16 protein-coding genes and 1 other RNA gene are annotated in these 20,053 nt (G+C 48.3%); 5 read left to right on the top strand and 12 right to left on the bottom strand.

Features of this window, described 5'->3' with window-relative positions:
- The first annotated feature begins 152 nt into the window (after positions 1 to 152).
- The 3 genes from pyrB (at position 153) to rnpB (ending at position 2,126) form a co-directional block, all read left to right on the top strand.
- Entirely contained in the window at positions 153 to 1,076 is a 924-nt protein-coding gene (gene pyrB / locus CLOSYM_RS12910) for an aspartate carbamoyltransferase (RefSeq protein ID WP_003507638.1), read from the top strand.
- A complete protein-coding gene (locus CLOSYM_RS12905) occupies positions 1,070 to 1,495 on the top strand; it encodes an aspartate carbamoyltransferase regulatory subunit (protein ID WP_021642447.1) in 426 nt (141 codons plus the stop codon). The genes pyrB and CLOSYM_RS12905 overlap by 7 nt, the downstream gene beginning before the upstream one ends.
- A gap of 271 nt (positions 1,496 to 1,766) precedes the next feature.
- Positions 1,767 to 2,126: RNase P RNA component class A (gene rnpB, locus CLOSYM_RS22045), an RNA gene on the top strand.
- A 46-nt stretch (positions 2,127 to 2,172) separates the two neighbouring features.
- Here the strand turns inward: rnpB and CLOSYM_RS12900 are convergent.
- A complete protein-coding gene (locus tag CLOSYM_RS12900) occupies positions 2,173 to 3,198 on the bottom strand; it encodes a CPBP family intramembrane glutamic endopeptidase (RefSeq protein WP_044902414.1) in 1,026 nt (341 codons plus the stop codon).
- A gap of 140 nt (positions 3,199 to 3,338) precedes the next feature.
- On the opposite strand from CLOSYM_RS12900, the gene hdhA reads away from it, so the two are divergent.
- Positions 3,339 to 4,142 (top strand): 7alpha-hydroxysteroid dehydrogenase, encoded by an 804-nt coding sequence (gene hdhA / locus CLOSYM_RS12895; RefSeq protein ID WP_021642445.1) that lies wholly within the window; start codon positions 3,339 to 3,341, stop codon positions 4,140 to 4,142.
- 66 nt (positions 4,143 to 4,208) lie between these two features.
- On the opposite strand, the gene CLOSYM_RS12890 is transcribed toward hdhA, so the two are convergent.
- The 9 genes from CLOSYM_RS12890 to CLOSYM_RS12850 form a co-directional block, all read right to left on the bottom strand.
- On the bottom strand, positions 4,209 to 5,864 hold the full coding sequence (locus tag CLOSYM_RS12890) for a nucleoside kinase (protein WP_021642444.1): 1,656 nt from the start codon (positions 5,862 to 5,864) through the stop codon (positions 4,209 to 4,211).
- A 38-nt stretch (positions 5,865 to 5,902) separates the two neighbouring features.
- The gene (locus CLOSYM_RS12885; RefSeq protein ID WP_004462014.1) at positions 5,903 to 6,697 is read right to left on the bottom strand and encodes a Nif3-like dinuclear metal center hexameric protein; all 795 of its coding nucleotides are present in this window, start codon (positions 6,695 to 6,697) and stop codon (positions 5,903 to 5,905) included.
- Positions 6,675 to 7,376 (bottom strand): tRNA (adenine(22)-N(1))-methyltransferase, encoded by a 702-nt coding sequence (locus CLOSYM_RS12880; RefSeq protein ID WP_009297966.1) that lies wholly within the window; start codon positions 7,374 to 7,376, stop codon positions 6,675 to 6,677. Before CLOSYM_RS12880 ends, CLOSYM_RS12885 begins: the two co-directional genes overlap by 23 nt.
- Positions 7,377 to 7,461: 85 nt before the next feature.
- Entirely contained in the window at positions 7,462 to 8,580 is a 1,119-nt protein-coding gene (gene rpoD / locus CLOSYM_RS12875) for an RNA polymerase sigma factor RpoD (protein WP_003507654.1), read from the bottom strand.
- 39 nt (positions 8,581 to 8,619) lie between these two features.
- Entirely contained in the window at positions 8,620 to 10,410 is a 1,791-nt protein-coding gene (gene dnaG / locus CLOSYM_RS12870; protein ID WP_003507656.1) for a DNA primase, read from the bottom strand.
- Between the two features lie 10 nt (positions 10,411 to 10,420).
- Positions 10,421 to 11,428, bottom strand: coding sequence for a deoxyguanosinetriphosphate triphosphohydrolase (locus CLOSYM_RS12865; RefSeq protein WP_004462018.1), 1,008 nt, complete (start codon positions 11,426 to 11,428; stop codon positions 10,421 to 10,423).
- Between the two features lie 172 nt (positions 11,429 to 11,600).
- On the bottom strand, positions 11,601 to 13,310 hold the full coding sequence (locus CLOSYM_RS12860; RefSeq protein WP_004462019.1) for a S8 family peptidase: 1,710 nt from the start codon (positions 13,308 to 13,310) through the stop codon (positions 11,601 to 11,603).
- 62 nt (positions 13,311 to 13,372) lie between these two features.
- Entirely contained in the window at positions 13,373 to 14,290 is a 918-nt protein-coding gene (locus tag CLOSYM_RS12855) for a SufB/SufD family protein (protein ID WP_003507661.1), read from the bottom strand.
- Positions 14,290 to 15,024: an ABC transporter ATP-binding protein gene (locus CLOSYM_RS12850; RefSeq protein ID WP_003507663.1), complete on the bottom strand. Its 735-nt coding sequence runs from the start codon at positions 15,022 to 15,024 to the stop codon at positions 14,290 to 14,292. Before CLOSYM_RS12850 ends, CLOSYM_RS12855 begins: the two co-directional genes overlap by 1 nt.
- 298 nt (positions 15,025 to 15,322) lie before the next feature.
- On the opposite strand from CLOSYM_RS12850, the gene CLOSYM_RS12845 reads away from it, so the two are divergent.
- Positions 15,323 to 18,127 carry an AAA family ATPase gene (locus CLOSYM_RS12845; RefSeq protein ID WP_044902413.1) on the top strand — a complete coding sequence of 935 codons (2,805 nt, stop codon included), beginning with the start codon at positions 15,323 to 15,325 and terminating at the stop codon, positions 18,125 to 18,127.
- A 28-nt stretch (positions 18,128 to 18,155) separates the two neighbouring features.
- Here the strand turns inward: CLOSYM_RS12845 and CLOSYM_RS12840 are convergent, their stop codons facing one another.
- Positions 18,156 to 18,416 (bottom strand): hypothetical protein, encoded by a 261-nt coding sequence (locus CLOSYM_RS12840; protein ID WP_003507667.1) that lies wholly within the window; start codon positions 18,414 to 18,416, stop codon positions 18,156 to 18,158.
- 10 nt (positions 18,417 to 18,426) lie between these two features.
- Complete coding sequence (locus tag CLOSYM_RS12835) at positions 18,427 to 20,049, bottom strand: BCCT family transporter (RefSeq protein WP_021642441.1); 1,623 nt, start codon at positions 20,047 to 20,049, stop codon at positions 18,427 to 18,429.
- Positions 20,050 to 20,053 lie beyond the last annotated feature (4 nt).

Below are 20,053 nucleotides of genomic sequence, written 5' to 3'. Positions count from 1 at the left end.
GGGTCAAAAGACCTTTTGACCCCAACATCATGACCTTGGCTGTGAATAGTAACTAACCCAAACCTTTCCCTCACTTTTTTTACAAAACCTATGGAAATCTGCCGGAAAATGCTATATAATACTTTTCAAAAAGCACAACAAAGGAGAACCAAATGAGACATTTGTTAAATCCCTTAGATTTTTCTGTCGGGGAAATTGAACAGCTTCTTGATCTCGCTTCAGATATTGAGAAGAATCCTGACAGATATGCCCACGTATGTGACGGCAAGAAAATTGCAACCCTGTTTTACGAGCCAAGTACCAGAACACGTTTAAGCTTTGAAGCTGCAATGTTAAATCTGGGCGGCAGCGTTTTAGGTTTTGCCTCTGCCGATTCCAGCTCTGCTGCAAAGGGCGAAAGTGTTTCTGATACAATTCGTGTTATTTCCTGTTTTGCAGATATATGTGCCATGCGTCACCCAAAAGAAGGCGCACCGATGGTAGCTTCTACCAAATCTTCTATTCCAGTTATCAATGCCGGCGACGGCGGCCACCAGCATCCCACCCAGACTCTCACCGATTTAATGACGATCCGCTCCCTGAAGGGCCGAATTGACAATCTGACGGTCGGACTCTGCGGCGATTTAAAGTTTGGACGCACCGTCCACTCCCTGATTAATGCGCTGGTACGCTATACAGGTATCCGTTTTGTACTGATTTCCCCCCCGGAGCTGCGCGTTCCGGAATATATCCGTGAGGATGTGCTGGAATCCAACCATATTGAATACAGGGAAGTCGAAAACCTGGATGATGCAATGCCTGATTTGGACATCCTCTATATGACCAGGGTCCAGAAGGAACGCTTTTTCAATGAGGAAGATTATATCCGGATGAAGGACTGCTACATCCTTGACAAAAAGAAGATGGCCCTAGCGAAGGAGGATATGTTCGTTCTCCACCCTCTTCCAAGAGTCAATGAAATCGCCGTGGAGGTGGACGAAGACCCGCGCGCCGCATATTTTAAGCAGGTGCAGTACGGCGTCTATGTGAGAATGGCATTAATCATGACATTACTGGAGGTGGAAAAACCATGTTAAATATCAGCGGCTTAACCGAGGGCATTGTACTGGATCATATCCAGGCAGGCAAAAGTATGGATATCTATTATAAACTGGGACTGGAACAGCTTGAGTGCCAGACTGCAATCATTAAGAATGCCAAGAGCAGCAAGATGGGCAAAAAAGATATAATCAAGATCGACGGCGGCCTTGACCTGGTAAATCTGGATATCCTGGGATACATCGATCACAACATCACGATCAATATCATCAAGAACGGCCATATCGTAGAGAAAAAACGGGTGAAAATGCCAAAGAAAATCACAAACGTCATCTACTGCAAAAATCCCCGCTGCATCACCTCCATCGAGCAGGAGCTGCCGCATATTTTCTATCTCGCCGACGAGAAAAAAGAAACTTACAGATGTCAGTACTGTGAAGAAAAATATTCAAAATAATTCAGACTTTGCTCCTGTTATCCGATACGGCTGTCCGGAGAAATATTATTTGTAAGTAACAGTTCAGACGGCGGGAAAAATAGTGCAAAAGCAGGCGTTAAGCTCGCTTATAAGGCTGTTTTTGCACTATTTTTCCCATCGGATGGACATCCGATGCTTCTTGACCGTTTTTTTTCGGTCAAGAAGATGTGCCGTCTGAACTGTTTCCGGGCGGATGCTGTCTGAGAATAACTGGACAAATATAAGAAAATATGATAAACTTGTAGCGTTTTGAGTAAGACAAATGGCCGCGGCTGCAGGACCGAAAGGCTGCAGGTGAGGAAAGTCCGGGCTTCACAGGGCAGGATGCCAGATAACGTCTGGTGGAGGCGACTCCAAGGACAGTGCAACAGAAATATACCGCCGGACAGGCACTTTGTGCCTGTCGGTAAGGGTGGAAGGGCAGTGTAAGAGACTACCGCCTGGCTGGTAACAGACAGGGCACATGTAAACCCCATCCGAAGCAAGACCGAACAGGAGGCATAAGGCGGCCCGTCTGCCTCCGGGTAGGTCGCTTGATTTTGCCGGCGACGGCAAAGCTAGATAGATGGCCATTCAACGACATAACCCGGCTTATCGTCTTGCTCAAAACATTTAACGTTCAAAGCAATGCTCTGCATTGTCGTATCTTAGATCCGTTAGTCTGCGGTCTTCCCCGTATATTTTTCCGCTCCCCTAAACTCCTTCGTTAAAATAAAAGGCACGAATAATACCAGATTGAGGATGAGAAGCAGCAGGACATCCGCCCAGCTGATAAGCTGATTATTAATTGCGCCTGCATTTCCACTGTTCAAAATAACCACCAGGTTATTATTCAGAAAATGCAGAATCACCGGAACCCAGATATTATTGGTTTTTAAGTAGGTATACGTAAAGAAAATTCCCATACCGATGCAGGTGATCTGCTGGGAAACAATACTTTGCAGCCAGGTATGCGGGCTGTAATAAAATACATTGACAGGCAGGTGCCAAAGTCCCCACAAAATTCCAAGCAGGAGGACGCCCTTTACCTTGCCGAAATGTTGCTGCAGAAGCGGTGTAAAGTAATATCTCCATCCATATTCTTCACCGAAAAATGCTGTGAATACAAGGAAAAAATTGATTGGCAATACAAATAGTATTCTATAAGTCACCGGACTTTTAAATACATCTATGAATTCATCCAATTGTCCGCCTGCAATATACATCAGGAATATACGCCCGAAATACAGCAGTAAGAACAATATAACCATAAGCACAGAAATTTTTCCATTATGTGCTCTTAATCCATATGCTTCCCGATTTTCCTTCTTCTCTGCAAGGAGAAAAATCCACGAGACCAGAGAGCCAAAGGTGATAATCATATTGAGGCCTGCAAACAGCATCCCCGTCGCGGGCAGAAACACGCTGCCAACCGTAAGCAGCAGTAACAGCACGGTAATCGTGATGAAGCAGAGATAGAATTTCTTCGGAACCAGCTTGTCCTCTTTCTTTACCAGCAGCGCAGCCAGCATGACACCTGCTGCCGGATAATACATTTGGGCATTGGGGAAACAGCTCACGTCTATTCCTCTGTAATAAGCATACCCCATTAAAATACCCATCATATAGGGAAGTGCAAATGCAACGGACAAAAATATAATCAACTGCCTTTTTTCAGCGGCATCTGTTTTAGTTTTCTTCAATATCGTTTCCTCCTGTTCCCCTACCGGATTCACGTCAGGGAAAGTCTGTTTAAAAGCGCCTAAACATAAAATTCCTTCTCCGGCACATAATAAGATATGAAATTCAACCTATTAAAAAACATCTTAGTAAAGGAGCTGCCGTGAGACTGAATAAGAAAGTAATCCTTGTCACCGCTTCCACCCGCGGAATCGGTCTTGCCGCTGTCGCTGCCTGCGCAAAAGAAGGCGCCATCGTATACATGGCCGCCAGAAACAGGGAACGGGCAGAGACGCGGATCAAAGAGCTGAAAAACGAAACCGGAAACCAGCATATCCACTATGTCCATTATGATGCCGGACAGTTGGAAACCTGCCGTTCTATGGCAGATGAGGTCGCAAAAGCCGAAGGCCGGATCGACGTCCTCGTTAATAACTTCGGTTCTTCCGATCCGGCCATGGATCTGGATATCGCAAAAACCTCCGTTGAAACCTTCCTGAATACCGTAACCATAAATCTTGGCAACACTTATGCCGCCTCGAAGGCCGTCATTCCCTGCATGAGGCAAAACGGAGGCGGCAGTATTATCAACATCTCTTCCATCAGCGGCTTAATCCCTGATATTTCCCAGGTTGCCTACGGCACGGCTAAAAGTGCGATTAACCATCTGACCGAACTGATCGCAGTCCAGGAAGCCAGAAACGGCATCCGCTGTAATGCCATCCTGCCTGGGATGACTCAGACCGATGCCGTCCGGGATGCATTATCCGGCTTCTTTTGCGATTCATTTTTAAAGCAGTCCCCCATCCAGAGGATGGCAAAACCAGAAGAAATCGCCGCAGCCGTTGTCTATTTTGCCGCCGATGAATCATCCTTCACAACAGGACAGCTTCTCACCATCAGCGGCGGTTTCGGCCTGGCACCCCCTCTGTTCGGAGCTCTTGCCGATCTCGCCGACAGGCGCTGATAACTGCCTGGTGTCTTGTCACGTTCATGTTTAACCAAACCGTGTTTAATATGAGCGGAACACGCTCTAGACCCGGAAACAGCTTCCTCCGACAAACTCCCGAAGAATGGAGTTCTGCGGGATTCTCTCGCTGCTTACGCCCAGGAAATAATCGAGGAATTTCAACAGACGCTTTGCCTCCGGATATTCCTCGGAGTCCCTGGGAACGCTGTAGAGAATCGGTTCCGCATACTGCTTGAGTATCGCCAGTTCATACAGCAGTGCCGAATTAAACATCACATCGGCTTCTTCCTGGAACGGGAAGATATTCCGCTCTTCCCCTCTTCTGACTGAATCCCACATCCTGATCGTATCCTGCGCAGAGGAGCCTCTCGTCCTTGAGTCTCTTATCATCCTCCTGATCAGCCTTCCGTCTGTTGTAGGAATCCGGTTATGCTCATCAATATTCAGCTGGGTCAGGGCGCTGATGTAGATTTTGAATTTGCTCTCCTTCGGCAGCGAATAGGAAAGCTTATCGTTGAGACAGTGGATTCCTTCAATGACAAGGATATCCTCCTCTCCCAGCTGCAAGTAATCTCCCTTATATTCTCTCTCACCGCTTACAAAATTGTATCTTGGAAGCTGTACCCTCTTCCCGGCAAGCAGAGCCGTCATATCCTCATTAAACTGCTTTGTGTCAATACATTCCAACGCCTCATAATCGTAATTCCCCTCCTCATCCCTCGGGCTGTTCACCCGGTTGACAAAGTAGTCATCCACTGCAATCGGATGCGGTTTTAACCCAAGCGCACTCAATTGAATGGAGAGACGGTGGGAAAATGTAGTCTTTCCCGAAGAAGACGGTCCGGCTATCATAACAAATTTACTCTTATCGGAGCCGGCAATCTTTTCCGCCATATCACCGATTTTTTTCTCCTGCAGCGCTTCCTGCATCAGAATCAGTTCATTCATTCTGCCCTGGGAAATGGCCTCATTGAGTGTTCCCACATTAAAAACACCCAGTTTTTTGCCCCACTGTTCCGATTCCTTCTGAACCTCAAACAGTTTCCTTCTCGGATTCAATGCAGACAGCTCCTTCGGATTCTTTCTCGAAGGTAAGAGCAGGACAAACCCGTCATCATAAAGCTGCAGGTCAAAATACTTGATATAGCCCGTACTTTTCACCATATATCCGTAAAAATAATCTTCGAAATTTTCAATGCTGTAAATGTTGACCCTGGAAGCGCGCCGGTAGTAGAACAGCTTCTCCTTATCGTACATCCCGTGCAGATGGAACAGTTCCACCGCTTCATCTGTGTTTTCACTGCGCTTTAAAATCGGCAGGTCGAGAGACACGAGGCGAATCATCTCCGTTTTCACCCTGTCAAGCAGTTCCCGGGTCAGCGCAAGCGCTCCCTCCGGTTCAATATACAGACCGTTTCCCATGGAAAAACACACCGTCAGTTTGCTGACGTTATCTTTGCCTGCAATATCATAAAATGCCTTCAGCATCAGGAAAAGCGCGCTTCTCTGGTAGCTTAAAAAGCCGGCCCTGTCGGCCGCGGTAATCAGCCTCAGTTCACAGTCTTCCTTCAAAGTCTTATGAAGCTCCTTCAGTTTTCCGTCGGCCGAGACGAGCAGTATATCATTCTCTATGCCTTCCTGATAATCTTTTACAATCTCCTGAAACGGCGTTCCAAATGCATACTCCCTTTTCTCAGCCCCAATTGTTACAATCGGCATATTAGCCCTCCTTCTTTTTAATCAGACAAGCCTGTTACTCAAACGACACAGTTTGGAAATGTATCACGTTCCTTCATAACCTTAAGCCGCTCTCCCAGTCTCTCCTCCAGAAATTTTTCCATAAAATCAGTGAAAATATGCTCGATACCGTAATGTCCGGCATCTATCACCGCCATATCGTTGGCCACGGCATCGATCCCCTCATGATGGCCGATATCTCCGGTGATATACACATCCGCGCCGCATCTCAGAGCCTCCTTCAGCGTGCTGCCGCCTGCTCCAGGACAGATAGCCGCCGTCCTTATGCTCCCCTCCATATTTCCGAACACCGTTACAAATGGAATGCCGTAGGCCTTCTTGACGGCTTCTGCCGTCTCCCTGAGCGTCATGCTGCGGCCAAAACACCCGTAAATTCCAATGCCGTAATCTTTATCCTCCGCCGTCTTCCCCATCAGTTCTAACACCCTGGTATCCTTAAGCCCCAGCCGCTCGCCGGCCAGGTCCGCCATACATCCGGGCGCCGCGTCAAAATTTGTATGCATTGCATAATAAGATATGTCGTTCTGAATCATTTTAAGAATACGCCGGCTGATGAAATCTTCATCATTGACCTTTTTTAACGGTTTAAAGATAAGGGGATGGTGAGTGATAATCATATCCGCCCGGCATTCCACCGCATTGTCAATCACATCATCGGTGGCATCCAGAGCCAGATACACGGTTCTCACCTCTTTGTCACTCCTGCCGGCCAGAAGGCCCGGGTTATCCCAGTCACAGGCAAGAGAAACCGGCGCCAGTTCTTCCAGGATTTCAATCAGTTCCCTGCATTTCATCTTGTGCCTCCTTTATAATTTTCTGCCTCTCCTTCAGTTCCATAAGACGCCTACGGGCGCTCTCTGAATGATTCTGCGACAGCTTTTCAATCAGCTCTTCCACTGTTTTTTTCTCTTTTTCCAGATACCCGGCAAACACGCCGTTCTTCTCTTCAATCAGGCAGCGTCCGTACTCATAAAAGCAGTCTCTGCCGTACTTCATCATCCCATGGCCTGCCTCTATCACTGTGTAGTATTTCCCTTCGTCCCTGACCATTGTTTCCCTCAGGATGCAAAAGCCGTTTGTTTCGAGAAAACGCCTCACATTCCCAGGCTCCGACTGAGGGGAAAGGATTAGGCGTTCTGTACTTTCAAAAACATGCCTCCCTTCCTCCAGAATACGCACCATCAGCTCTCCGCCCATTCCGGCTATTACAATCGTGTCTGCCTCTCCCGCCTCAAGCTTATGCAGGCCGTCGCTCTGCCTCAGGCATATCCTGTCTTCCAGACCGTATTCATGGACATGCCGCTTTGCGCGCTCCAAAGGCCCTTTCCGCACATCCATGGCCAGCGCGCGGGGGGAAATTCCTTCCTTCACAAGATAAATCGGTATGTATCCATGATCGGTTCCTATATCAGCAATTATGCTTCCCCTGCGAACAAAGGAAGCAATTGTCTCTAAACGGTGTGATAATTTCATCTAAATTTCCTCAGTTAAATTCTTATTTCTTGTATGGCGGTTCATCCAAAAGCCGGACTGTAATCATGGCCGAACTGTTGCCTCATTAATCCAGGTAATCCTTCAGCTTCTTGCTTCTGCTTGGGTGACGCAGCTTTCTGAGCGCTTTTGCCTCTATCTGGCGGATACGCTCCCTTGTCACGTTAAATTCCTTTCCCACCTCTTCCAGAGTCCTCGGCCTTCCGTCATCCAGGCCGAATCTCAGCCGGAGTACCTTCTGTTCCCTGTCCGTCAGCGTGTCAAGCACTTCCATAAGCTGCTCATGCAGCAGAGTAAACGTGGCCGCATCCAGGGGCACCTGCACATGGTCATCCTGGATAAAATCTCCGAGGTGGCTGTCCTCTTCCTCCCCAATCGGAGTCTCAAGAGAAACAGGATCCTGCGAGATTTTCATTATCTCCCTGACGCGCTCCACCGGCATATCCATCCGCTCCGCCACTTCCTCCGGATGCGGCTCGCGCCCCAGCTCCTGGAGAAGCTGCCTGGAGGTGCGGATCAGGCGGTTAATCGTCTCAACCATATGCACCGGAATCCGGATCGTCCGGGCCTGATCGGCAATGGATCGCGTAATAGCCTGGCGGATCCACCAGGTTGCATACGTACTGAACTTAAAGCCCTTGGAATAGTCGTATTTCTCAACGGCTTTAATAAGCCCCAGATTTCCTTCCTGAATCAGATCCAGAAACTGCATTCCGCGGCCCACATATCTCTTGGCAATGCTTACAACCAGGCGCAGATTCGCCTCAGCCAGACGCTTTTTGGCATATTCATTGCCCATCTCCATCTGTTTTGCCAATTCTATCTCCTCCTCCGGTGAGAGAAGGGGTACCTTTCCAATTTCCTTCAGGTACATTCTCACAGGATCATCTATATTGACGCCGTCCGGAATAGTCAAATCGATGCTTTCAACGTCTATCTCTTCTTCATCATTCAGCTCTTCCTCAATAAAAAGATCCGGATCGATCTCAAGCTCCTCTTCGAACTGCAATACATCCACCTTATTACTATCGAGAAAATCATATATCTGATCCAACTGATCCGGGTTCAGTATTTCGCCATGGAAAAAGTCAAGAATTTCTTTATTTTCCAACACATTCTTCTTACTTTTCGCCAGTTCCAAAAGCTGTGTGAGCTTCTCTTCAAATGTCACTGTCTTTTCATCCATAATTCTTACATCCCTCCATAGCTTTTTAATATTTTCTCCTTAATCGAGTGAAATATGCAGATTAGCAAGTTCCGCCTGATCCCTGATCAGTTTTTGCAGCTCGTCCAGCCCTTCGGCGTGTCGGATCTGATGATCCAGACTGTTCTTTTTAATGCGCAGCACTGTCTCCGAAAAGGCTTTTTTCTGTTCTTCATTACTCAGGGACTCTTCCAGACTGGCGTTAAACAGAGCCGCCACCTCCCGGTAGTTCCCCTCGTCGTCAATAAAATGATTCAGGATGGATGCCGGATTAACATCTCCTTTTTCATGACCGTCAAAAACCATCTGCGCCGCCTCCCGGTACAGCGGTTTTACAAAATCAGCCGGACCGATAATTCCATGAATCTTATCAAAAAGCTCCGGTTCTTCAATCAGCCATGTGAGCAGAAGACGCTCCGACTTCCTGATGCCTTCTTCCTTCTCCTTCTTCTTTGCAGGCGCGCCCGGACGGTTCGCGGCGCTCTCTTCCCCGCCTGGCTCCCTGGTTCTTCCGGCCCCCATTCCCAGACGGTTTCCCAACTGGTTGACGAGGGTTTTCAAATTCTCATAATTGATAAAAAATTCTCTGGATACGGCCTGTATATAGTTGTCCCTCTCCAGAGCTTCCGGAAAATCCAGTAATTTTCTGGCTGCCTTATTATAAAAATCCGTTTTCTGCTCCGGATCCTGCATATCGCATCCTTCTTTTAATACATCTATCTCAAATAAAAAGCTGTTACGGGCATTTTCAATCCGTTTTTTGAACTCCTCCGGACCCAGGTTCTTCATAAACTCATCCGGATCCTTGTATGGCCTCATATTCAGCACCTTTGCCGATATCCCCGCGTTCTTAAGTATCGGGATTGCCCGAAGAGCCGCTTTTACGCCTGCGTTATCGCTGTCATAGGTCAGAATCACCTGTTCCGTATAGCGTTTCAAAAGAGCCGCATGCTGTTCCGTCATCGCCGTCCCCAGCGATGCCACCGCATTGGTAAAGCCGGCCTGATGCATCGATATTACATCCATGTATCCCTCGCAGAGCAGGATAAACTTCTGTCTGGAGGTTCTGGCATAATTAAGCCCGTAAAGGTTCCTGCTCTTGTCAAACAGCTTCGTCTCCGGAGAATTCAGGTATTTGGGTTCTCCGTCTCCCATGACGCGGCCGCCAAAACCGATCACCCGGTTATTGACATCCATAATCGGAAACATGACGCGGTTCCAGAACTTGTCCCGTGAGCCGCGCTCTTCAATTGTGACAAGGCCTGTCTCCTTTAATATGGTATCGTCATACCCTTTGCCTCTCAGATAGCGGTACAAATCATCGCTTGTTTTATTCGAATACCCCAGTCCGAACCGGCGGATTGTCTCATCCGTCAGCTGGCGCCTCTGCAGATAATCATAGCCTGCCCGGCCCTGCGGCTGTTTCAACTGATAATAAAAGTAATTGGCCGCCTGCTTATTGATCTCAAGCAGCGCCGCTTTCAGATCCGCCTGCGCCTTTGCCTCTTTGGAATATTCCATCTTCGGCAGCTTGACGCCGCAGCGTCCGGCAAGCATTTCCACTGCCTCACGGAAGGAATAATTCTCATATTCCATAACAAAGGTAATCACATTGCCGCTCACGCCGCATCCAAAGCAATGATACATCTGCTTCTGGGGCGCCACGGAAAATGACGGTGATTTTTCGTGATGGAAGGGACAAAGGCCAAAATAATTGGCCCCTTTCTTCTGAAGCTTCACATACCCGGAAATAACATCCACGATGTCGCTTCTCATTCTGACTTCTTCTATTACTTCTTCCGGATAATACATGAAAACCTCCTTAAACTTTCCAGGATTTTGGTACAAAGAGCTCGTTAAAACGGTCTATGGCGTAGATGTCGGTCATTCCGGCAATATAATCGCAGACCACCCGTTCTTCTTTTTCACCGCGCTCTCTCATCATATCCAGATACTCTTCCGGTAATTCATCAATATGTTTCATATAATGCTCATAGAGCATGACAATCATGTGCTGCGCCTTGCCCTCCTCCGCTTTGGCGATTCCGTTCCGGTATACATTCTCGAACATCCATCTGCGCAGGCCGTGCATCGCCGTCTCCATACCGGGAGACATGGCGATCTCAGGCTTGTCAAAGCTCTGGTAAATAATATCATGTATCATTGTATTGAGACGCTCCCTGACACTGTTCCCGAGAATATCCGTATATTCCGGCGGCAGATCTTCTTCCTCGAAAATCTTTCCCCGGATCGCGTCGTCAATATCATGGTTAATATAGGCTATCTTATCGGAAAGACGGACGATATGTCCCTCCAATGTAGATGGACGGCCGCTGGTACGGTGATTCAATATCCCGTCCCTCACCTCCCAGGTCAGGTTGATTCCCCTGCCCTTTTTCTCCAGCACCTCCACAACGCGGACGCTCTGCTTGTAGTGGGCAAAGCCGCCGCTGCAAAGTTTATCGAGAATCGCTTCCCCCGAATGGCCAAACGGCGTATGCCCAAGATCATGGCCAAGCGCAATCGCCTCGGTAAGGGATTCATTAAGTCGCAGAGCTTTTGCAATGGTCCTGGCTATCTGGGAAACCTCCAGCGTATGGGTAAGCCGGGTTCTGTAATGATCACCCTCAGGCGCGAGGAATACCTGTGTCTTGTGCTTCAGCCTTCTGAATGACTTGCTATGTAAAATCCGGTCCCTGTCCCGCTGGTACTCCGGACGGATATCACAGAGAGGTTCTTCCCTGTCCCTGCCCCTGGTGTTTTCGCTTAAAGATGCGTAAGGGCTAAGATATTCACGTTCCCATTTTTCCGTAGTTTCTCTGATATTCATATCGCTCCCACCCTTATTCAGAACAATTTGTGCAATAATCTCGAAAGTTCACCCATTATCTATCTATGATATCATATTTTTCTACTTTTTAACACCCTTAATATGTTAATATTTTCTAAAAAGTTACGAAAAAAAGGACAAAAGACGCAAGATTCCTTTCTATTATTATGCTTTACACAGGGAAGGAATCTGCCAGACACAGGGTTCCCCACCCGATTCTCGGGTTCGGATAGACGCTCTCTCCCGGCAGGTGCCTCGCCCCCCGGATCAAAAAAGCCTTCAGTTTTTCGCCATAGAGGAAGGGATCATTGCCCCTTACAACTCCCCACTGCATCATCAGAGCCGCGCTGCCTGTCACAAAGGGGGCGGCAAAGGATGTTCCCGTAACCGTCTCATAGCCTCCCCCCGCCCTGGCAGTCATAACATTTACACCCGGAGCTGCAAGATCCGGTTTGACCAGGTTGTCGAGCCTGGTAAACCCCCGCCCTGAAAAGTCAGCGTAGGCCTGATAAGAATCGTTATAGGCTCCGACTGAGATTGCCCGAAGGGATGTCGACGGTATTGTGAGGGTCGTATCCGGCGTGGAGCGCAGGAAATGGGTGGCACGGTTCAGGGCGCTTGCCGACGGCAGCCAGAAATCATACTGCCCCGAGATAATTCGGCGGGGAATCAGCCTGAATTTCCAGATTCCGCTCTCCACATAATCGTACCTGGGTATGAAATCAAAATAAATTTCCTGAGCCTTGCTGTAAGGGCTGGGTTTTCCATAGTATAAAAGAACCGTTGTCCTTGCAAACTGGATCCGCTGGGAGCCGAGCTGGCTGCTTATTGGACCTACCGTAGTGCCTCCGGGTCCCACCAGTACGACATCAAAAATATCCGCATAAATCTTCCACAGCTGTACGCCGAAGCCGGTTTCGTAGCCATCCACCGACAGTTCAATCTCCACCTCGCTTCCCTCCGTCAGAACACCGGAGGTATGCCCCATCGCGCTGCCTTCGTTGCCGGTTCCGGCAACCACTGTGGTTTTCCCCTGGGCAGCCATGGTATTTAAATAAGTTTCCAGCAGGCTGGTTCCATCGTGAGAGCCATATGTATTACCGAAGCTGAGATTGACAGCCAGCGGTTTCTGGTAAAAAACCGCCCGGTTCACAACATAATCCAGGGCACGCATCATCTCCGTAGTCCGGGGAAAAGAATCCGTGGCCGGAACGCCCAGTTTCACAATAAGCAAATCACTTTCCCAGGCCACGCCTTTGTATCTGCCGTCACCTTCCAGTCCGCTACCGGCCGCAATCCCGGCCACCGCCGTCCCATGACCGCTCACATCCCTCGTCGGCACAATCTGGTAAGCCGCCTCACGGCTTCCCGCTGCAAGCGCTTCATTGATCTGTTCACGGTCATATATGGTATCTTTATCCTGATCCCATAATTCCAGGATGCGGCTTTTTCCGGCAGCATCACGAAAATCCCGGTGATAGTAGTCAATCCCGGAATCAATAATGGCGGTGATGACGCCTCGGCCGGTCAGGCCGCTTCCGTCCTCCTGAACCTGATTAATGCAGGAATTGCTTCTACCTCTGTAAACGGAAAAATAGAGCCTTTTCGGTTTTTCTATATATTCGATCTGCGAAAAACCTGTCAAAGACTCTATTAGTGATTGCGGTACCGTTAAGATCGCATAGCCTCCAGATAATGTGGCTGCTTCGATTTCCGGTAATGCTTCAAGGACAACATTCAGATCTCCGTTGTATTTTACGATCAGCTCCCACCGTTTTTCTTCCCTGTTAAACCCCACGCTCAGCGCAGGTGATTTTTCAAGTTCTTCCGCCGTGGCATCGAGAGCCAGGTTCAAAAGATTTTCTGCTTTTTGATCGGCCATACGCACATCCGTTTTCTCATATTACACCTAAGTATATGCGGACAGCGGTGAGAATATGCCTGCTATTTCAGGAAACCGTTTATAATCTGTTCCTCTGCCTCAGCTTCCGTAAGCCCCAGCGTCATCAGCTTTATAATCTGTTCTCCCGCAATTTTGCCGATTGCCGCTTCGTGAATCAGGGCTGCATCCGGATCATTGGCGGTCAGTTCCGGAACTGCCTGGATTTTTGCGTTGCCTATAATAATCGCGTCGCACTCCGTATGGCCTGCGCAGCGGCTGTTTCCATTAATGACGGAAATAAACTTCTGGCGGGAATCTTCCTTGGCAACAGAACGCGACATTACATTGGCGCTGGCATCCTCACCGTTCAGATTGACAATAATGCTGCTCTCGGCATCCTGGTTCCCATGGGTCAGAAGGCGTTCTTTGATGACAATGCCGGCTCCTGCTGCCAGATCCGCCACTGTTTTCCTGATCGTGGAATCCACTCCCTTAATCTGGACCGTCTCCATCTCCAGGCTGCTTCCTTCCTCCATCGTAACTTCCGTCGTCGGATTTAAAATCCGCTTTCCTTTTCCGTCCCCTTCGCCGTAATGCTTCTCAACATAACGGACCCTGGCATTCCTTCCGATAAAAAAGCGGTGGATTCCGTCATGCTCAGATGCGGCGTCTCCGCCGTTATGAATGCCGCAGCCTGCAATAATCGTCACATCTGCATTATCTCCGATATAAAAATCATTGTATACCATCTCCGTCATGCCGCTCTGGCTTAAGACAACCGGGATATGGACACTCTCATTCTTCGTGCCTTCCTTAATTCTGATATCTATGCCCGACTTGTCCTCTTTCGTTATAATGTCAATATTGGCCGTCGTATTTCTGCCGGCCATCTGTCCGTTGGCGCGGATATTATATGCTCCTGCCGGTACTCCATGCAGATCGGCCACCTCTTCCAGTAATGTTCTCTGAATCTGATCCATTAATTATCCCTCCTGTAAAAATCGCAAGCCTCCACTGCAGATGACGTCCCCAGAATCTCCGGAAGAATCTCGTCCTTTCTGCCTTCCTTAATCACGCGCCCGTCAGCAATTACGACAATACGGTCCGCAATATTGAGAATCCGTTCCTGATGGGAGATAATCATGATAGATCCGTTCGTCTTTGCCCTCATTCGCTCAAAAACCTGAATCAGGTTCTGGAAGCTCCAGAGATCAATCCCCGCCTCCGGCTCATCAAATACCGACAGCCTGGACGCCCTGGCCAAAACCGTGGCGATTTCGATTCGTTTCAGCTCGCCGCCGGAAAGACTTGCATTTACTTCACGGTTAATATAATCCTTTGCACATAAGCCAACCTCCGACAGATAGCGGCAGGCATCCGCCGCAGACATGTTTTCTTTTGCCGCAAGCCGGATCAAATCGAGAACCTGAACACCTTTAAACCGCACCGGCTGCTGAAACGCGAAGCTGATTCCCATGTTGGCTCTCTCGGTAATGCTTTTACCTGTGATATCCTCGCCGTTAAACAGGATCCGGCCCCCGGTCGGATTAATAATGCCTGCAATCAGCTTGGCAAGCGTTGACTTCCCGCCCCCGTTCGGCCCTGTTATTACTACAAATTCATTGTCATTTATCGTTAAATCGACATGGTGGATTATTCCTTTTTGTCCCTTTTCTTCCTGGATCTCATAAGAAATATTCTCCAGTTTAAGCATGGTGTTCCTCCTCTATGATAAATTTATCCATCGTGATGTTTCTGCTGCTTTTTCACATCTTTTTGCAGTTAGTATTATATACCACTTTTCCAGCTTTTACTATAGTAAGGAGGAGAAAAGATCGCTTGATTGTGTGTTTTTTTACAAAAACCTGCATAAAAAGCCTTCAATATCTCTAAAAACCGCTGCAAGTATATCTGCTGCCGCACCGTTCCCCATGTGGCTCCCGGCGTTATGTTTCTTGCATTTCTCCCTGAGCTGTTATAAAATAATAAAAAAGATACAAAGGAGAATTCTATTGGCTTCCATCGAAATTTTTCTTTTGCAGTCCCCTAAAATCATACATGATTCTTCCCCGTGCCGTCTTCCCTACCAGAAGGCCGAAGCGCTTTTATATTATCTGGCCATAGAAAAAAGGGCCACCAGAGAACAGGCCGCGTCCCTTCTGTGGGATCAGTGTGACGAGGCGGCAGCCAGAAAGAATCTGCGCCATGCAATCTTCACGGTAAAAAAGGCCCTCGGTGAAGAATGCATCCTGCCGTACGGCCGCCAGGAATTGATTTTGAATCCTGATATCTCCATTACCCTGGATTATGATCAGTTAATACAAGAGGAATGTACCGATGTCTATCACGGCGAATTCCTGACAAGCTTCTATATTAAAGGCGCTCCTGCTTTCGAAGAATGGATGCTTGCAAAAAGGCACTATGCCCTGCATACTTATCTGAAGCTGATTTACCGCCGGCTTTCCCTTCTTCCGGACAGCGACGTCGAAGAATCGGAACGGCTGTTCCGGCTGTATATGGAAGAAGACCCTTTGGACGAGAATATCTACCGGCTGATGATGGAACGCTACAGAGCCTGCGGACTTTATTACAAGGGGCTTAAGCTATACGATCGCATGGTACATCTTTTTGAAAAGGAACTTTCCGCATCTCCCGGTAAAGAGCTTCAAAAGCTGCACCACCGGATGCTCGATGCCCTGAACGCGGAGCGGCCCGTCCTGCAGGAAGCGGTCGAAGAGCTTCCGGGACGCGAAAAAGAGCTGCTTTTTCTGTCGGACGCATTTCAGCGTTTCATGGGCGGAGAATCCACCTCCATCCTGCTTTCCGGTATTGACGGAAGCGGCAAGACATATTTGGCTGAGTATTTCACCCGGAATCTTTATAATTCCTCTTTTCTTATTTTGCAGGCATCCTGTCTGGAAACAGAAAAGGATGTGCTGTTAAAACCCGTCAGCACCATGATTCTGCAGCTCCAGCCCCTGCTGGAGCGTTATCACCTCAAGGTGGATCCCAGTCACCTGGAAGCCGCATCCAGGCTTTTTCCCCTGACCGGCTCGATTGACACATGGGCATACAGTCTGCTGTTTAAACTGTTTTACAGTATAGGGGAACAGATTCCCCTGGTACTTTCTTTTGATAACCTTCAATATATGGACTCAGCCAGCCTTGATTTTATTTCAATGCTGATACGCGGCCGGAATCCGAATATCCTGTTTTTCGGAACCGTTCTTCCTTTCTGCAGTAATATGAATAAGATCCTGAAACCGCTCTGTGAGGAAAATTTACTATCCCATCTGGAGATATCGCCTCCTGCATCTGTTGAATCCGGCACCGCCGTAAAAGCAATGAAAGCGGATTATTTCTGCCAGCTTTCGGGTCCGGCAGAGAGCCTGTCACATACCGGGACATCCGTACTGGAACTGCTCTCCGCCTGTCAGTCCAAAGCAAGCTTCGGACTGTTTGAAGATCTGCTCAGGGAAAATCCGCTGAACATCCTGGATACTCTGGAGCAGCTGAAAAACCTCGGCATCATTGAGGAGAGGTTCGAACAGCAAAGTCCCTATTTTGTATTTTGCAATAACAGCACCAGGAAAATGATATATGAACGAATGTCCCCATCAAGACGCTGTTATTATCACAGAATTCTTGCAGAGCATTTAAAACATATGGAGGCGCTTGGAGCATCCGATTATGAATGCCTGATTTACCACTATTGCCGCGCCGGCAGCCAGGCGATGGAGCTAAAATGCCGTATCCTTGCTCTGGAAGAATATATGATAAAGAATTATGAGCTTTATCCGATGCAATATGCTCCCCACAGGGAAAATAACGGAGCCATCCCTTCGTTTACGGGATACTGCAATATCTTGGAAGACCGTCTCCTGTCCCTTCCTGAAAACGAAGCTTCCTCCATCCCTTTTTCCCGGCTGTACGCACTGCTGCTGCGCACAAAAGCCCAGTACTGCATCGCCCGGGGTGAATATAAAGAAGGGCTTGCCTGCCAGAAAAAGGCACTGCTGATTAACAGCCAGACCGATCGGGATCCTCTTATGCGGATCCGCTGCCTGCGCCTCGTCAATTTTTACCGGCTTAACATATGGAGTACAAAAGATTTGGATCATTCCCTGTCGGAATGTTTGACGCTCGGAAAAGAAGGGGGATTTGAAGAAGATTATGCAATAGACTGCCGTCTCTACGGCCTTTTTAAAACCATGGAAGGAAATTATGCTGCCGGCCTGCGCTATCTGAAACGGGCTCTGAGGATTTTCTCAAAATATCCTCTGAAATCGCGTATTTATACCCTGAATATCGCCGGATGCTACAATTATATGGGAGAAGCCTACCGCAAGCAACAGCAATTTGCAAGAGCCGTCCGTTTCTACCAAAAGGCCGTCCAAACCTGCGAAGCCGCCCATGCCTGCGGAAATGCCGTTTTCTATTCCAATCTGGGACGCGCTTACCTTGCAATGGGACGGAAAGAAGAAAGCGCAGACGCATTCTATCTTTCCAACAGACTTTTCAATGATTCCGCTGCCCTGATCGGACGCTCCATCACCAAAGGCTACGTGAGCATCCTGGAAGCGGAGAAAGGCAATTTTTCCGCTTCCAGAGAACTGATTGCCGAGGCCGGGGAAAGCGCCCGCCTTTTGAACTCCCCGCAGTCCCTGGGGCTTTTAGCCCTTGCTTGCAGCGAACTGACGCATCGCTGGCCGGATGAATTTTCTTCTATATTAAAGCTGGCGCCGGATGAATACAGGCGTGAGGCCGCCGCATTACTTAAAAATATTCCCGGAGCCTATGAGACAGGGGAGCTGTAGCTCCCCTGTCTCGTATAAGTTTGTATAATCAGCGTTTTACAGAAAATTCTTTTTTTCGGAAAAAACTGCGAAGCAGCACCAGCCATCCCCATGACACGGTGAATGCCGGTATTGCCGAGAGAACAGCTCCCTTTACCGGGGATACCTCCGTGAACATGACCGGCCCGAAAAACATGATAAAGACTACCACCATCATAATAAACAGCGTTATCTTCTCCCGCATCGTATCAGGCGGTGACAGAAATATTTTTACAAGATCCATTTCCAGCTTTTCGGTCTCTTTCCTCATTCTTTTCCTCCTATGCGTTTGCCTGGGCTTCTGTGAGCTCTGCCATCATTTCAGGCTGAACCGTTATTTCGTCCTCTTCTACCTCTTCAATAATCTTATCAATAAAGAACACTTTGAAGGTCGCTGCCAATTGCAGGATAAATACAGGAAGTACACAGAATCCCCCCACACCCGACAGGTATTTGACACCTTCTACTCCCTGCTGGCCGCCGCCGAAAATAACCATGATAACTGCGATGATTCCAATCGATACTCCCCAAAGAACCTTCTGCCAGTTGGCCGGCTCCCTGTCATAGCGCGAGCCCTTTGTACACACCTGGGAAATTGTCGTGGACATGGTGTCCGCGGTTGTTGAGAAAGCGGCAATCATAGTTATCATGACAAGCGGTATGATGATAACGCTGAGAGGCATCTTTTTAAGCAGCTCCCAGAGTCCCGATACCGCTATGCCATTCTGAATCGCTCCGATCAGATCCGCTTTTCCGATCTGCTGCCAGTTGAGCGCAGTACCGCTCCATACGGAGAACCATACGAGGCCGAAGGAGGATGGTAAAATCCAGTTTACAATCATGAACTGACGAATCGTTCTGCCATAGGATATCATAGCAAAGAAAATAGCCATCAAAGGCGCATAGGCAATCCAGCAGGCCCAGTCAAACATGGTCCACCAGGTAACGAGGGCCTCGCCGTCCATTATATAGGGGTCAAAGCCCCAGCGAAGGAAATGCTCTCCCCATGTAGCCAGTCCGACATTCAGCATATTGCAGATATAAACAGTCGGTCCTGCAATAACCAGGAAGAATAAAAGAGCATAAAATATCTTTGTAGTTCCGTTAGCCAGCCATTTGATTCCTTTATCAAGACCTGCCACGGAAGCAATCGTAAAGGTTGCAGTAATAATGGCAAACAAGGTGAACCAGACTATCGGTCCCTGGGCAATCCCGTATGCGGCCTCCAGGCCGGAACCAATCAGGGCGAGTCCCATGTCCAGGTTGCTTGAGAGCCCGAGTGCCAGAGCGACTATGGAAACTACATCTATGACATTGCGCCAGAACCCGTATTTGATTTTCTGGCCGAAAAGCGGGGTAAGGGAAGCAGCCACCGACAGTTCTTCTTTTTTATTAAAATAGATATAGGCCATGGCGCATCCGACGATTGAATACATCGCATACGGGATGAACGTCCAGTTATAGAACACCCTGCCCATACCGAAATAAGCCGCTTCCTGAGACAGAGGTGCCAGCCCCGTCTGAGACAGTTCACCGTAAATATTGCCATAGTAAATCATAACCTCATTGGCGCCGTAAACGATACAGCCGGTAGCGATTCCGCCGGTCAGCGTCATGGCAAACCAGGAGCCGAAGGAATGCTTGGACTTCGCATTCTTTCCTCCAAACCTGACATTTCCGATTTTAGAAAATGTGATAATAATTACGACGACAAGACAAAATATGGCGACGAGCTGGTACAGCCAGCCAAATGATTTCAAAGACCACCCAAAGATTGCCGAACACATTTTGGTCAGCCAGTCATTTTTAAGGATTCCCAGAAGAGCCCCTCCTCCAATTATCAAAAATGCCGGCAAAAATACTCCCCAACGAACCTCATCCTTTTTATTACCCTCTCCACTCACTTCT

The sequence above is a fragment of the [Clostridium] symbiosum ATCC 14940 genome, assembly GCF_000466485.1.
Lineage (GTDB): Bacteria > Bacillota > Clostridia > Lachnospirales > Lachnospiraceae > Otoolea > Otoolea symbiosa.
The sequence above is the reverse complement of the archived record's forward strand: the minus strand, read 5'-3'. Positions and strand labels throughout refer to the sequence as shown.